At 70.3% G+C, this 14,231-nt stretch carries 9 protein-coding genes, 1 tRNA gene and 1 pseudogene; 10 read left to right on the plus strand and 1 reads right to left on the minus strand.

What is annotated here, in order from left to right:
* Positions 1–5: 5 nt before the first annotated feature.
* A complete protein-coding gene (locus FHX80_RS15180; protein ID WP_145764673.1) occupies positions 6–1,568 on the minus strand; it encodes a metallophosphoesterase family protein in 1,563 nt (520 codons plus the stop codon).
* 85 nt (positions 1,569–1,653) lie between these two features.
* On the opposite strand from FHX80_RS15180, the gene FHX80_RS15185 reads away from it, so the two are divergent.
* The 10 genes and pseudogenes from FHX80_RS15185 (at position 1,654) to FHX80_RS15230 (ending at position 14,044) form a co-directional block, all read left to right on the plus strand.
* Positions 1,654–2,004, plus strand: coding sequence for a metallopeptidase family protein (locus FHX80_RS15185; protein ID WP_208764661.1), 351 nt, complete (start codon positions 1,654–1,656; stop codon positions 2,002–2,004).
* Positions 2,005–2,199: 195 nt separating this feature from the next.
* Entirely contained in the window at positions 2,200–2,760 is a 561-nt protein-coding gene (locus FHX80_RS15190) for a hypothetical protein (protein ID WP_145764675.1), read from the plus strand.
* A 209-nt stretch (positions 2,761–2,969) separates the two neighbouring features.
* On the plus strand, positions 2,970–5,243 hold the full coding sequence (locus FHX80_RS15195; RefSeq protein ID WP_208764662.1) for a DEAD/DEAH box helicase: 2,274 nt from the start codon (positions 2,970–2,972) through the stop codon (positions 5,241–5,243).
* 269 nt (positions 5,244–5,512) lie between these two features.
* Positions 5,513–8,530, plus strand: a complete 3,018-nt coding sequence (locus FHX80_RS15200; RefSeq protein WP_145764676.1) for an FG-GAP-like repeat-containing protein — start codon at positions 5,513–5,515, stop codon at positions 8,528–8,530.
* Between the two features lie 152 nt (positions 8,531–8,682).
* The gene (locus tag FHX80_RS15205; protein WP_145764677.1) at positions 8,683–10,824 is read left to right on the plus strand and encodes an FG-GAP repeat domain-containing protein; all 2,142 of its coding nucleotides are present in this window, start codon (positions 8,683–8,685) and stop codon (positions 10,822–10,824) included.
* Between the two features lie 77 nt (positions 10,825–10,901).
* Positions 10,902–12,512, plus strand: coding sequence for an amino acid permease (locus FHX80_RS15210; protein WP_244318276.1), 1,611 nt, complete (start codon positions 10,902–10,904; stop codon positions 12,510–12,512).
* A 91-nt stretch (positions 12,513–12,603) separates the two neighbouring features.
* Positions 12,604–12,676, plus strand: a tRNA-Lys gene (locus tag FHX80_RS15215).
* 82 nt (positions 12,677–12,758) lie between these two features.
* Positions 12,759–12,983: pseudogene (locus FHX80_RS35715) on the plus strand (hypothetical protein); the annotation flags it as partial.
* 271 nt (positions 12,984–13,254) lie between these two features.
* Complete coding sequence (locus FHX80_RS15225) at positions 13,255–13,677, plus strand: secondary thiamine-phosphate synthase enzyme YjbQ (protein WP_145764678.1); 423 nt, start codon at positions 13,255–13,257, stop codon at positions 13,675–13,677.
* A gap of 31 nt (positions 13,678–13,708) precedes the next feature.
* Positions 13,709–14,044, plus strand: coding sequence for a hypothetical protein (locus FHX80_RS15230; RefSeq protein ID WP_244318277.1), 336 nt, complete (start codon positions 13,709–13,711; stop codon positions 14,042–14,044).
* The last annotated feature ends 187 nt before the right edge of the window (positions 14,045–14,231 follow it).

The raw sequence follows: 14,231 nt of genomic DNA on the forward strand, positions 1-14,231 counted from the left end.
ACGGTTTACCGGGAGGTCGTGGGGGACGTCGGGAGCGGGGTCGGGAGGGCCGGCTTCTCCTCCGGAAGATGACGGCTGACCTCAGCCGTCGTCAGGCCGAGCCCGCCCAGCGTGATCTCGTCCCAGGCCTGCAGCCGACGGGTGGAGCGGTCCAGATAGAGGACCGAGGCGAGCACCTGTTCCGGCTTCTTGTTCTGTACGGCGCGCAGTCCGCCGCCGCCTGTGGAGCCCTCGACCTTCAGCCGGGTGCCGAGCTTCAACACCTCGTTCTGCCGGTGGTGCACATGGCCGGCCAGGACGAGCGGGACCGCGCCGTCCGTCTCCCGGGCCGCCGCCGGCTCATGGGTGACGGCTATGTCGACCGGTGTGCCGGCCCGCTGCTGGTCGCCCAGGGCGGCCGCCAGCCGCAGGCCCGCGGTCCGTTCGACGTCCGCGGCCTGCTCGGGCCCGGTGCGGTCCGGGGTGAACTCCGGGTCCCCGATGCCCGCCACGCGCAGCCCGCCGACGTTCACCGCCCGGCCCTCGTCCAGCACGTGCACGTTCTTGAACCGCTTGGCGTGCGCCAGGTACTTCTGGGTGATCGCGGAGTCGTGGTTCCCGCGGACCCAGACGTAGGGCGCGCCCAGATCGCTGATCGGGTCGAGGAAGTTGTTCTCGACGGCGGTGCCGTGGTCCATCGTGTCGCCCGAGTCGATGATGACGTCGATGTCGTACTGCTCGACGAGCGAACCGATGATGTGCCAGGCCGCGGGGTTCAGGTGGATGTCGGAGACGTGCAGGACGCGGAGCGTGGCGGGGTCCGGGCTGTAGACGGGGAGCGTGGAGGTGGCGTCGTACAGCTTGGTGACGTTGGTGACCAGCCGGGCCAGCTCCCGCTGGTAGACGTCGAAGTCGGTGACGATCGAGCGGGCGTCGCCGACGACGGACGGGGCGCTGGAGAGCAGTCCGGAGAACCGGGGCTCCAGGACCGACTTCGGGTTCCAGGTGGCGTACGCGCTGATCCCCGAGGCGGCCAGCAGCGAGAGCGCGAGCCCGCCGGCCGCGAGTGCGCGGCGGGGCCTGCGGTAGACCGCGAGGCCCAGTGCGGTGGCCCCGGAGACGACCGCGACGCAGGACCGCACGGCGAGCTCGCGGGTGCCGGAGGCGACGTCGCCGGTGACCTCGTCCTCCAGTCCGGACAGCCGTTCGGGGTGCTGGACCAGGGCCTGGGAGCGGACCGGGTCGAGGCGGTCGACATCGACGTCGAGCCGGACCGGGGCGTGGTGCGAGTCCAGTTCCAGGGCGCCGAGCGGGGACACGTTGATCTTGGTGCCGCCGTTGAGGGAGGGGCGCAGGGTCATCGTCGTGTCCATCGGGCCGACGGGCGTACGGACACTGCCGACGGCCAGCAGCCCGAGCCAGGCGCCGAACAGCACGACGCCGACCAGACCCAGCGCGCGGACGAACGGGCGCGGCGGGGCGACGAGCGTCCCGCCGCCGAAGCGGCGGGCGCGGCGGCCGGGGTGGGGCCTGGGGCGGAGGCGGTGCCGGACGCGGGCTGCTGCGGCACGGAACGGGTCGCGGGCCATGGGGCGCCTATGCCCCGGCCGGGACGGAGGTATGCGCTGCGGGCACTTCGGGGCGCGTCCGGCGGCGGTACGTGACAATGACGGGGTGCTGGAGATGACGCGGGAAGAGTTCGAGGAACTGGTCGGCGAGGCCCTGGACCGGATCCCGCCGGAGCTGACCCGCCTGATGGACAACGTCGCGGTGTTCGTCGAGGACGAACCGGAGGCCGGTGATCCGGATCTGCTGGGGCTCTACGAGGGCACGCCGTTGACCGAGCGCGGTGAGTGGTACGCGGGTGTGCTGCCGGACCGGATCACCATCTACCGCGGGCCGACGCTGCGGATGTGCGAGTCGCGCGAGGACGTCGTCGCCGAGACGGAGATCACGGTCGTCCATGAGATCGCCCACCACTTCGGCATCGACGACGAGAGGCTGCACGCGCTGGGTTACGGGTGAGGCCGCGGCTACGTAAGAGGCTGGGTTACGGATGAGGCGCTGGGGCTTCGAGGTGTGAATGAGGTGTGCGGGCCGGGTCCGGGGGCGTGTCCCCGGCGGGTCGGTGGGAGTTGGGCACAGAGCTTCCCGGCTCGTTGCTCCCCGGCTCGTTTCCGTACCGTCCCGTCCTTCTTCGCGCCCTCCGGAGGTGCCCCCGTGCGCCAGTTGTCCGTCCCAGTCCGTTGGGCGGCCGTCACCGCCGTGACGATCGCCGCGTCCACAGGCTGCATGAGTGTCGGCGCCGACGACGAGAAACCGGCGCCCTCGCGGTCCGCCGTACCGAAGGGGCCGGTGACCGCGCCGGACGGCTCCACGGTGGCCGGTACCGGCCGGGGCCGTACCGGTGGCGCCGAGGCGCACTCCGAGCGGGAGGCCGCCGAGTCCGGCGGCCCGAAGGCCTCCGCCGATCCCTCGGTTGGTCCCGGCACGGGGGCCGCCGGGCAGCGGCGGCTCCGGGGCGGTCGGCTGCTGACCCCGACGACGACGTCCTTGCCGTCGGGGCCCGGGGACCCGGAGCCGCCGGTAACCCCGGCTCCGTCCGATCCGCCGGCCCCTGAGCCGTCGGTTCCGCCGGAGCCCGAGCCGGAGCCCTCCGAGCCACCGCCGGTGCCTTCGGCGTCGCCCGCCGCGCAGTTCCGCAACGATGCGATGGGCGCGTTGGACGATGTGGACGAGATGCGGACCCCGGAGGCATCACCGCAGGTGGGACCGGCTTGACGGGACGGTCGGCAGGGGCCGGTTTGCGCAATGTGGGGGACAGTGCGTATGGTAGTAGATCGTTTGATCCATTGCCCGGCGCCGACACAGAAGAGCGCCGTGTGGCGCGTACTCTCCCTTGCCGTGGCTGGACCGCATTGAGGCGGTCGAAATTGCGAATCACGGAGTTACGGGCGCGTGCCGAGACTCCGGAAGGTTTCGCATTTCGCATGTCAATTTCCAGTTCTAACAACACCGTGCTGCCCGAGAACATCGAGAACGACGAGCTCGTCGAGGCCTCTGTCGCCGAGTCCGCCGTCTCCATCGCGGCCTACATCGACGCCCCCCAGGCCGAGCAGGACGACGCTCCCGAGGCCGTCGCCGACGCACCTCAGGCCGAGCAGGCCGACACCGACTCCGCCGCCGACGAGGCCGACGCCGAGCCGACCGTCACCTTCGCCGACCTGGGCCTGCCCGACGGCATCGTCCGCAAGCTCGCGCAGAACGGTGTGACCTCGCCCTTCCCGATCCAGGCAGCGACCATCCCGGACGCCCTGGCCGGAAAGGACATCCTGGGCCGTGGCCGTACCGGCTCCGGCAAGACCCTCTCCTTCGGTCTGCCGACGCTGGCCTCGCTGGCCGGTGGGCACACCGAGAAGAAGAAGCCCCGCGCGATCATCCTCACCCCGACCCGTGAGCTCGCGATGCAGGTCGCGGACGCGCTGCAGCCGTACGGTGACGTGCTCGGCCTGAAGATGAAGGTCGTCTGCGGCGGTACGTCGATGGGCAACCAGATCTACGCGCTGGAGCGCGGTGTCGACGTCCTCGTCGCCACCCCGGGCCGGCTGCGCGACATCATCAACCGGGGCGCCTGCTCCCTGGAGAACGTCCAGGTCGCCGTCCTCGACGAGGCCGACCAGATGTCCGACCTGGGCTTCCTGCCCGAGGTCACCGAGCTGCTCGACCAGATCCCCGGCGGCGGCCAGCGCATGCTCTTCTCCGCCACCATGGAGAACGAGATCGGCACGCTGGTCAAGCGCTACCTGAGCAACCCGGTCACCCACGAGGTCGACTCCGCCCAGGGCAACGTCTCGACCATGTCGCACCACGTCCTCGTCGTGAAGCCGAAGGACAAGGCGCCGGTCACCTCGGCCATCGCCGCCCGCAAGGGCCGCACGATCATCTTCGTCCGCACCCAGCTGGGCGCCGACCGCATCGCCGAGCAGCTCGTCGAGGCGGGCGTCAAGGCCGACGCACTGCACGGCGGCATGACCCAGGGCGCTCGTACCCGCGTTCTTGAGGACTTCAAGAAGGGTTACGTCAACGCGCTGGTCGCGACCGACGTCGCGGCCCGCGGTATCCACGTCGACGGCATCGACCTGGTCCTGAACGTGGACCCGGCCGGTGACCACAAGGACTACCTGCACCGCTCGGGCCGTACCGCCCGTGCCGGCAAGTCCGGTGTCGTGGTCTCGCTGGCGCTGCCGCACCAGCGTCGTCAGATCTTCCGCCTGATGGAGGACGCGGGCGTCGACGCCTCGCGCCACATCGTCCAGGGCGCGGGCGTCTTCGAGCCGGAGGTCGCCGAGATCACCGGCGCCCGTTCGCTCACCGAGGTCCAGGCCGACTCCGCGAACAACGCCGCCAAGCAGGCCGAGCGCGAGGCCGCCGACCTGACCAAGCAGCTCGAGCGCATCCAGCGCCGTGCCGTGGAGCTGCGCGAGGAGGCCGACCGCCTGGTCGCCCGTGCCGCACGCGAGCGGGGCGACGACCCCGAGGCAGCGGTGGCCGAGGTCGCCGCCGAGGCGGAGGCCGCACTCGTGGCCGCCGCTTCCGTGCCGGAGCAGCCGGCCGCGCGCGACGAGCGTCGCGACGACCGCGGCAACTACGAGCGCCGGGACAGCCGCGGCGGCGACCGCGGTGGATACCGCGGCGGCAACGACCGGGTCGGCGAGCGCAGCGGCCGTCCCACCGGTGGGAACGGCTACCGCGGCAGCAGCGACCGTCCGTCGTTCCGTGGCAGCAACGACCGCGGCAACGACCGCGGCGGCCGCTCCTTCGAGCGTCGTGACAACGACCGCCCGGCGTTCAACCGCGACAACGACCGCCCGGCGTTCAACCGTGACCGTCGTGACGAGCGTCCCTCCGGTGGCTTCCGCTCCGGTGGCGGCGACCGTCGTGACGACCGCGGCGGCGACCGTGGCGGCCGTTCTTTCGAGCGTCGTGACAACGACCGTCCGTCGTTCAACCGCGACAACGACCGCCCGGCGTTCAATCGTGACCGTCGTGACGAGCGTCCCTCCGGTGGCTTCCGCGCCGGTGGCGGCGACCGTCCGTTCAACCGTGACCGTCGTGACGACCGCCCGGCGGGCGGCTTCCGCGCCGGCGGCGGCAGCGACCGCCCCACCGGTCGCCGTGACGACCACCGTTCCACGGGAACCGGCACGAGCACCGGCTCCTTCGGCCGCCGCGACGACAAGCCGCGCTGGAAGCGCAACGGCTGATCGTCAGATCGCCTGACTGCCGATCAGGGCCCGTACATCACTTCGGTGGTGTGCGGGCCCTGTTTCGTTTGAACCAGTTCGAATTTCCCTGTCGTCGCCTGTGGGACTGCTGTTAAAGTCGGCCGCACTCGCATGAGGGGTTGGGGCCGGGGGGCTTTCACACTTCGCACAGACCGCGGCACGCTGCCGCGTCCTCCTCATGCTCTTCTGGAAGTTCCCGGGAGGGACTCGGTTTGAGACGCCACACGTTTGTACGCAGTGCTGTCGCGGTGATCGCGGCACTTGGTATCGGGGCGGGGTTCGTGCCCCCCGCGGCCGGAGCCGCAGGCCCGCTGCCCGCCGAACTCGTCATCCCCGTCGAGCAGAACGAGAACCCCGACGCCGGCCGTCTGGTCGGCGCCGGGGCGTCCGGCTATCTGTGGGGGCAGGCCGGTGAGGGCTACAACTGGACCTCGTACGCCGACGGTTCCACCCGGGCGGTGGCGGTCCCGGCCGGCCTGCGGGTGGCCCAGGTGTCCGGTACCGACGTGGTGACCTTCACCGGTGTGTCGAATCCTGTCCAGCGGGACATGAGCACGGGTCAGGAGTGGTCCGTCGTGGTCCCCACGGGCCAGCGGTACAGGGCGATCTACGGCGCCACCGTCGTCACGATCGAGCAGACCGCCGACAGGGTCGCCACCCTTCACCTCCTGACCCGGGAGAACGGCCGGATGGTGGACCGCTCGGTGAGCGGCCTGCCGGCAGGGGCCGTGGCGCTGAGCGTCCAGGGGTACGGCGACCCGGACGGCGTGTTCGTCGAGGCCATGGTGAACAGCCGGCCGGTCGTGTACCGGCTGGACGCATCCGGACTCCGTCCCACGGCGCTCATCGACAACCAGGTGAAGGGGAGCGGCCGGCAGGTGGTCGAGCGGTTCCACAACACGGACACCTACCGGATATGGAACCTGTCCGACCTCTCGAAGCCCGCCCATGAGGTCACCCTCCCCGGTGTGGGTCCGGCACAGATGCTCGGAGTGGTGGGCAACGACGTGCTGTTCACCCGTCCTTCCGCCACGGGCGGTTCCCCGGACCCGTCCGTGGCCGGCCACACCGTCCTGGCGGTCCCGGTGACCGGCGGCCCCGAGCGCGTGGTCCTGGACCGTGCGGCGTCGATCGCGGTGTTCGAACCCGACGGGACCATGCTTCTGGGCAGGGCACCCGAGAAGCAGGGCGCGGCGTACTCCGTGTACGCGCTGCGGGCGGGGGCGGACGGGGCGTTGTCGACGGGCCGGGTCGCCGATGCGCTGTCCATCCCGACCGTGGTCGAGGGCATGAGCATGGCCCAGGGCCGGATGCACACCATCGACAGAATCCCGTTCGGCCGGGCGCGGCTGCGCCGCACCGACATCTCGGTGAGCGGCAGCCCGACGGCTGCGGCGCGCGAGGACCGGGGGTTGTTCAACGACTACGCCGGATGCGACTGGGACTGGTGCGAGGAGCTCCAGTCGACCGGTGACGGCCGGCTCGCGTACCAGGGGATCAACGGCGAGGGGCTGAGCGTTCTCGACGAGACGGCGGCCCTGCCGGCCCGGAAGGTCAACGACCAGTCCACGTACCAGCAGCCGCACGACACCATGCAGGCGTCCGGACGCTACACCGTGGCGAGGATCCCCGGCCCGGCATCCGAGGACTACCGGCCGCGCATCCAGGTCGTCGACCTGGACACCCGGAAGGCGGTCTACACCGGCCCGGCCCAGCAGCAGTACCTGCCGGCCTTCACGATCGACGGAGGCACGCTCTGGGTCGAGGGCTCCACTGCCGGGGCCGTGCAGGCACTCGACGTGCGGACGGGCAAGGCCGTCCGCAACGTCGACGTCGGTGACTGCGACATCACGGATCTGCGGGCGAACGGCACCGACCTCTACTGGGAGTGCGGGGCGAAGACGTCGGGGGTGTACGACACCGTCACGAAGAAGTCGGTCCGGCTCCCGGCCCACCGGTCCGCGATGCTCGGCGACGGATACGTCGGCTGGGAGAAGGACGGCGTCCTGAGCGTGACCGATGTGCGGGGTACCGCCGGAACGCGCACCGTCGGCAGCCCGGCCAATGTCGAGCCGGGCGAGGGCTGGACCGTCGACCGGTTCGGCGGCCCGCTCGCGTACGCCGACAAGGGAGGGAACGTCCATGTCGTTCCCTCCGGGGTGAAGACCTCCGCGCTCTCCGTCCGGGATACGGCCGCCGCCGCGTCGGTCAATGCCGCGAGCGCGTCCTGGTCACCCCGCTGGTGGCTGTCGAAGCCGGCCGCGTCCTGGCAGTTGACGCTGAAGAACAAGGCGACGGGTACGGCCGCCCGCACGCTCACGGGCGGCGAGGCGCGCGGGCTGGTGAAGGCGGGGTGGAACGGAAAGGACGCGGCGGGGCGACCGGTCGCCAACGGCGCGTACACCTGGACCCTCACCGCGAAGCCCGCCGACGGCCAGGGTGCCGCCCTGACGACCTCGGGCACGGTGAAGCTCTCCGGCGGCGCCGCCGTGGCGCGGGACTTCGTCGGCAACGACGGCTTCGGCGACCTGCTGGCGTTCACGTCGGCCGGAGTGGCCGACTGGCGTGCCGGTACGGGTACGGGGACCGGCCGGGTCGAGACGAAGCTCTCCGGCTCCGGCTGGACGGGCGCGAACACCGTGACGGCCGCCGTGCCGTTCGAGGACGTCAGCGGCGACCGCTGCAACGACGTGCTGGTGCGGATGAAGACCGGTGAACTGCGCACGTACAAGCCCGCGTGCGGTGCCGCGCTGAAGCCCACCACCCCGTACACGAAGATCGGTACGGGCTGGAACATCTTCAACGCGCTCACCTCGCCCGGCGATCTGACCGGGGACGGCAGGGCGGACCTGCTCGCCCGCGAGACCTCGACCGGGTCCCTGTACCTGTACAAGAGCAAGGGCAACGGCTTCTTCGAGCCGCGGGTGAGGATCGGCACGGGCTGGCAGAAGTACCTGCTGGCCGGGATGGGCGATCTGAACGGCGACGGCAAGGGCGATCTGCTGGCCCGGGACGGTTCCGGCGTGGTGTGGCGCTACCCGGCCACCGGCAAGGGGACGCTCGGGACGCGGGTCAAGGTCGGCTGGGGCTGGACCATGTACGACGCGATGGTCGGGGCCGGTGACCTGAACGGCGACGGCAAGGCGGATCTGCTGGCGCGGGACACGTCCGGGGCGCTGTGGAGCTACCGGGGCGACGGCAAGGGCGGTCTGGCCGCGCGGGTGAAGGTCGGGGGCGGCTGGCAGATGTACGCCCGGCTCTCCTGATGCGGGCGCGTTCCCAGCATCCCAAGCGTTCCAAGTGCCCCAAGCGTTCCAAGTACCCCAAGCGTTCCAAGTACCCCAAGCGTTCCAAGTACCCCAAGCGTTCCAAGTACCCCAAGCGTTCCGAACCTTTTGTCACCCGGGAGGGGACTTCTTTGACTGCGTTCATTCGTGGCCGTGCCGCACTGGTGGGGGCCGTGGTGGGGGCGACCGTCGTCGCGACGGCCGTCGTTCCGGCCACGGCCGCCCCTGCCGGGGCTCCGGCCACCGTGACGACCAACGGCGTCCGCGGCCTCGACTTCGCCGGTGGGCGGCTGGTCACCGCGGAGCGGAGCGCCGGCGGTGACGCGATGGTCTACGAGCGCCGGGTGTCCGCCGACGGCGTGACCGTGGGGGCGCGGGAGAGCCGGTCGCACGCCGGGCCCTTCGCCAACGGCGCGCACTTCAGGACGGTGCCCTGCGACATGGGCTCCTGCGTGGAGCTGGTCGCCTCGGGCCACGGGGACTACGGCGTCGTGTTCGTCGACGGCGACGACGCCGGCACCGAGAGCGTCCAGTTCTGGGGGCCCGGGAGCTCGTACCACGGGGGCGATGTCCACTACCCCGCGGGCACCGCGAAGATCGTGGACCTGACCGCCCGTGCCACGGTCGTCAACGGCGGCTCCCCGGTCAAGCAGCGGGTCGACATGTACCCGAGCTACTACGCGAACGCCGCCCCCATCGTCCGCACTCCCACCGCCGCCTCCGTCTGGGGCACCTCGCTCTGGGCGGCGACCTCCGCCACCGGCGCGCTCACCGCGACCGACATCGACAAGAACAAGGTCGTGGAGACGGTCGCCACCGGCGCCCCCTGCGTGATCAAGGAGGTCCGTGCGGTCGGACGCTGGGTCTACTGGAACTGCGGGACGACCGGTGCGGCCGGTGTGTACGACCGTACGGCGAAGAAGTCGATCACCGTGCCGTCCGGGCCCGCCCTCGTCGGCGACGGGTACCTCGTCCGGCACGACCGGACCGCCGGGAAGCTGCTGCTGACCGACTTCCACACGGGCAAGGCCGCGACTCCCCGCGTGATGGCCGACCTGCCCGCCGGGAAGACCGCCGACCAGCGGCGGCTGACCTGGGCGGTGGACAAGTTCGGCGGGGACATCGCGTACGTCGATGCCGCGAACTCCGTCCACATCGTGCCCAGCGGGGTGCCCGCGCAGCCCCTCGCGAAGATCGCCTCCGACGTCGGCGACACCTCCATCGACATCAAGGGCGTCAATGGCCTGGACGCGTGGCTCAGCACCTGGCAGTTCAACAAGCCCGTCACCTGGACGTACACCGTCAAGGACTGGACCGGCCGCACGGTACGCACCCTCAAGGGCGCCGGCTCCGGCACCGAGGCGGACGTCGCCTGGGACGGCCGGACGGACGCGGGCGGGTACACGGGCAATGGCCTGCACGCCTGGACCCTGAAGGCGACGGCCGAGGACGGGTCCGGGACGTACACCACCAGCGGAACCATCGGGGTGGGCGGTGGCCGGGCGGGCTTCCACGACCAGGGCCGATACAGCATCGGCGACCTGGTCACCCTCAACTCCTCCGGCGGGCTGACCGTCCAGTTCGGGCAGACCCCGGGCAGCTTCGACGGCAAGAAGTCCGGCTCCGGCTGGCCGGCCGGAACCCTCGCCGTGCCGTTCGCGGACACCGGCAGCGACCGCTGCTCCGAACTGCTCGTGCGAATGCCGGGCGGCGAACTGCGCCAGTACGCCGGTCGCTGCGGCAACTCCGGTTACACGCCAGGCAGCAGCCACACCGTGATCGGCGCGGGCTGGCAGCAGTACGACGTGCTGACCTCGCCCGGCGATCTGAACGGGGACGGCCGGGCCGACCTCGTGGCCCGTCAGACGTCCACCGGTGACATGTACTTCTACGCGGGCTTGGCCGGCGGGAAGTTCGCGCCGAAGGCCAGGATCTTCACCAACTGGAAGACGTACGCCCAGATCACCGGCGTCGGCGACATCACCGGCGACGGCCGCCCCGACCTGCTCGGCCATGACCGCGACGGCGGCCTGTGGCGCTACGACGGCCTGGGCAACGGCAGCTTCGCGCCGCGGGTGAAGGTGTTCTCGGACTGGGGGCGTTCGTACAACTCGATGGTGGGCGTCGGTGACCTGAACGGCGACGGCAGGAACGACATCGTCGTACGCGACTCGGCCGGGAAGCTGTTCCGCAACAACGGCAACGGCAAGGGCTCGTTCGGGGCCCGTACGCAGATCGCCACGGGGTGGCAGACGTACAAGGGGATCTTCTGAGGGGCTGACGGGTCCTCGCCCCACACCGGTCGAGGACCGGTGTATGTCGTGCCCCCGGCGAGGGAATCGCTGGGGGCATGACAATGAATCCGTGCGGTACCCCGCCCGACCCGACGGAGGCCGCTTCCGCTGCCACTGCCGCTTCGGCCCCCGTCCCCATCTCCGTCCCAGCCCCCGCCTCCGCCTCCGCCCCCGTCCCCGTCACCGTCTCCGACGAGGAGCGGCTGGCCGAGCTCGGCTACACCCAGGTGCTCGCCCGCCGGATGTCCGCCTTCTCCAACTACGCGGTCTCGTTCACGATCATCTCGGTGCTCTCCGGCTGCCTGACGCTCTACCTGTTCGGCATGAACACCGGCGGCCCGGTCCTGATCACCTGGGGCTGGGTCGGCGTCGGCCTGATGACGCTGTTCGTCGGCCTCGCGATGGCCGAGATCTGTTCGGCGTACCCGACGTCCGCCGGCCTCTACTTCTGGGCCCACCGGCTGGCCCCGCCGCGCTCGGCGGCGGCGTGGGCGTGGTTCACGGGCTGGTTCAACGTACTCGGGCAGGTCGCCGTGACCGCCGGGATCGACTTCGGGGCGGCATCGTTCCTGGGCGCGTACCTGAACCTCCAGTTCGACTTCACGATCACGCCCGGCCGCACGATCCTCCTCTTCGCCGCGATCCTGTTCCTGCACGGCCTGCTGAACACCTTTGGGGTGCGGATCGTCGCGATCCTCAACAGCGTCAGCGTGTGGTGGCACGTGTTCGGCGTCGCCGTCATCGTCGGCGCGCTGACGTTCGTGCCGGACTCCCACCAGTCGGCGTCGTTCGTCTTCACGGAGTTCGTGAACAACACCGGCTGGGGCAGCGGGTTCTACGTGGTGATGATCGGGCTGCTGATGGCCCAGTACACCTTCACCGGATACGACGCCTCCGCCCATATGACGGAGGAGACACACGACGCGGCCACGGCGGGACCGCGCGGCATCGTCCAGTCCATCTGGACCTCCTGGATCGCCGGCTTCGTCCTCCTGCTCGGCTTCACCTTCGCCATCCAGTCGTACGACGGAGCCCTGGCCTCCCCGACCGGCGCCCCGCCCGCCCAGATCCTCCTGGACGCCCTTGGCGCCACCACGGGCAAGCTGCTGCTCCTGGTGGTGATCGGCGCCCAACTCTTCTGCGGCATGGCGTCCGTGACCGCCAACAGCCGCATGATCTACGCGTTCTCCCGGGACGGCGCCCTCCCGTTCTCCCACGTCTGGCACACGGTCAGCCCCCGCACCCGCACCCCCGTGGCGGCGGTCTGGCTGGCAGCCATCGGCGCGCTGGTACTGGGCCTCCCGTACCTGATCAACGTCACCGCGTACGCGGCCGTCACCTCCATCGCGGTGATCGGCCTCTACATCGCCTACGTCATCCCCACCCTGCTCCGTCTCCTGCGCGGCGACGACTTCCGGCGCGGCCCCTGGCACCTGGGCCGCTGGTCCCGCCCCATCGGCATCGTCGCGGTGGTCTGGGTGGCGGTCATCACGGTGCTCTTCATGCTGCCCCAGGTCTCACCCGTCACCTGGGAAACCTTCAACTACGCCCCGATCGCCGTCCTGGTGGTCCTCGGCTTCGCCGCCACCTGGTGGCTGGCCTCGGCCCGTCACTGGTTCCTCAATCCGGATCACAAGCGCACGATCACCCGCAATACGCCGCGCTGAGCGAGACCGCCACCGGAATGACGGGGCCCGGCAACCGATACCCGATCGGCGGCCGGGTCTCGGCGGGCTATGCTCGGGGGTGATTCGCCGAGGGCCGTTAGCTCAATTGGCAGAGCAGCGGACTTTTAATCCGTTGGTTGTGGGTTCGAGTCCCACACGGCCTACCGATTACAGGCGGGGTACACCCCCTCCGACCTGGCACTAAGCGCCCTTCCTGGTTTCGGCCAGAGGGGCGCTTAGTCGTTTGACCACGTCACCTACTGGCGCACTCTGCGCGGCATGAGCCTTCAGGCATCAAATCTGCGCCACGGGCAGACGGCCTTGAAGCTCGCGGACTCAGCTGCCGAAGCTGCACCCAAGGCCGGCCCGCGGCTGGTGGCGTTCCTGCGAGGACAGCAGGCACACTCGGCAGCCATGGTCGGCGACCGCAAGCAGACATTCACTCGCCTGTGCGAAGCCGAAGCAGCACTCCCAGCAGGACGGCTGACGTGCTCAGCGCGCCACACCGAACCCCCACCATCACCCTGCGCATGCGCCACATAGCAGAATGTCTCCTATGGGCGCCTGTCCAAGCTGCAGCTTCGCGGCAGCCTGTATCCCCCTCACCGAAGGAGCGTCGAAGCCTCGACGGCTGCCTTGCCGCTCACCGCGTTCGCGGCCCGTCGCCGTTACTTGTGGAGTTCCGAAGGAACAACCCATCCGGCCGTTAGCGCTCAGGCTCCGCGATGGGTACCGGTGAATCATGACTGGCACCTTCACCACCCGCACGATCAACATCACAACCGGCTCCACCGAGACCCTGCACGACCTCACGAACGCATGCTCCGCATTCCTCCGAGAGGTGGCTCACGGGCGAAACGGACTGCTGAACATCTTCACCCCCCACGAGACGTCCGGCCTGGCCATCATCGAGACCGGCGCGGGCAGCGACGATGACCTGTTGGCGGTCCTCCGTGACGTTCTTCCCGCGGACGACCACTGGCAACACCGCCACGGCAGTCCTGGCCACAGCAGCGCCCACATGCTCCCGGCTCTGGTCCCACCACACGCCACGTTGCCCGTAGTCGACGGTGAGCTGGAGCTGGGGACCTCGCAGTCCGTCGTACTCGTGAACACCGACCGGGACAACCCAGAACGCCAAGTCCGGCTGTCTTTCCTCAGCTGACCACACGACCCTGCACCTGGTCTTGGCCCCCTTGACGAGGCAATTCTCCAGCCGTCCACCCCAAGGTCTCCTGTGCCCAGATCGAACGTCGAACGTCCGCGTCCTCGATCTGGAGAGCGGCAGGCGCATCAATGTCACGCATGCCGAGGACGCCGCCTTCTGGGAGGGGGTGACCGTTGAGGTCCTGCGGCACTCAGGCGTGCGCATAGAGGAGGCCCTGGAGCTCACCCATCTCAGCATCCGACAGTATCAACGGCCCAACGGCGAGGTCATCGCTTTGCTGGTGGTCGCTCCCTCGAAGAGCGACCGGGAACGCGTCATCCCCATGTCCGCCGAGTTGTTCGCCGTCGTCGCGGCCATCGGGTAGTCCTTGGCCCGTTGCGCCTGGCCGAAGGGGAGCCGTCGCCGACGACCGGCACTCCGATCCCTCAGGCACTGCGGCGGCTGGGCGCCGCAAAGGGCAATCACGTCGGCGAGTTCGCCGCAGTCGGCCTCGGCCGCCACCGCGGCACAGACGACTGGCTCTCACCCAGAAACCGGTCAAGGCCTGTCGA

The organism is Streptomyces brevispora, from assembly GCF_007829885.1.
GTDB lineage: Bacteria > Actinomycetota > Actinomycetes > Streptomycetales > Streptomycetaceae > Streptomyces > Streptomyces brevispora.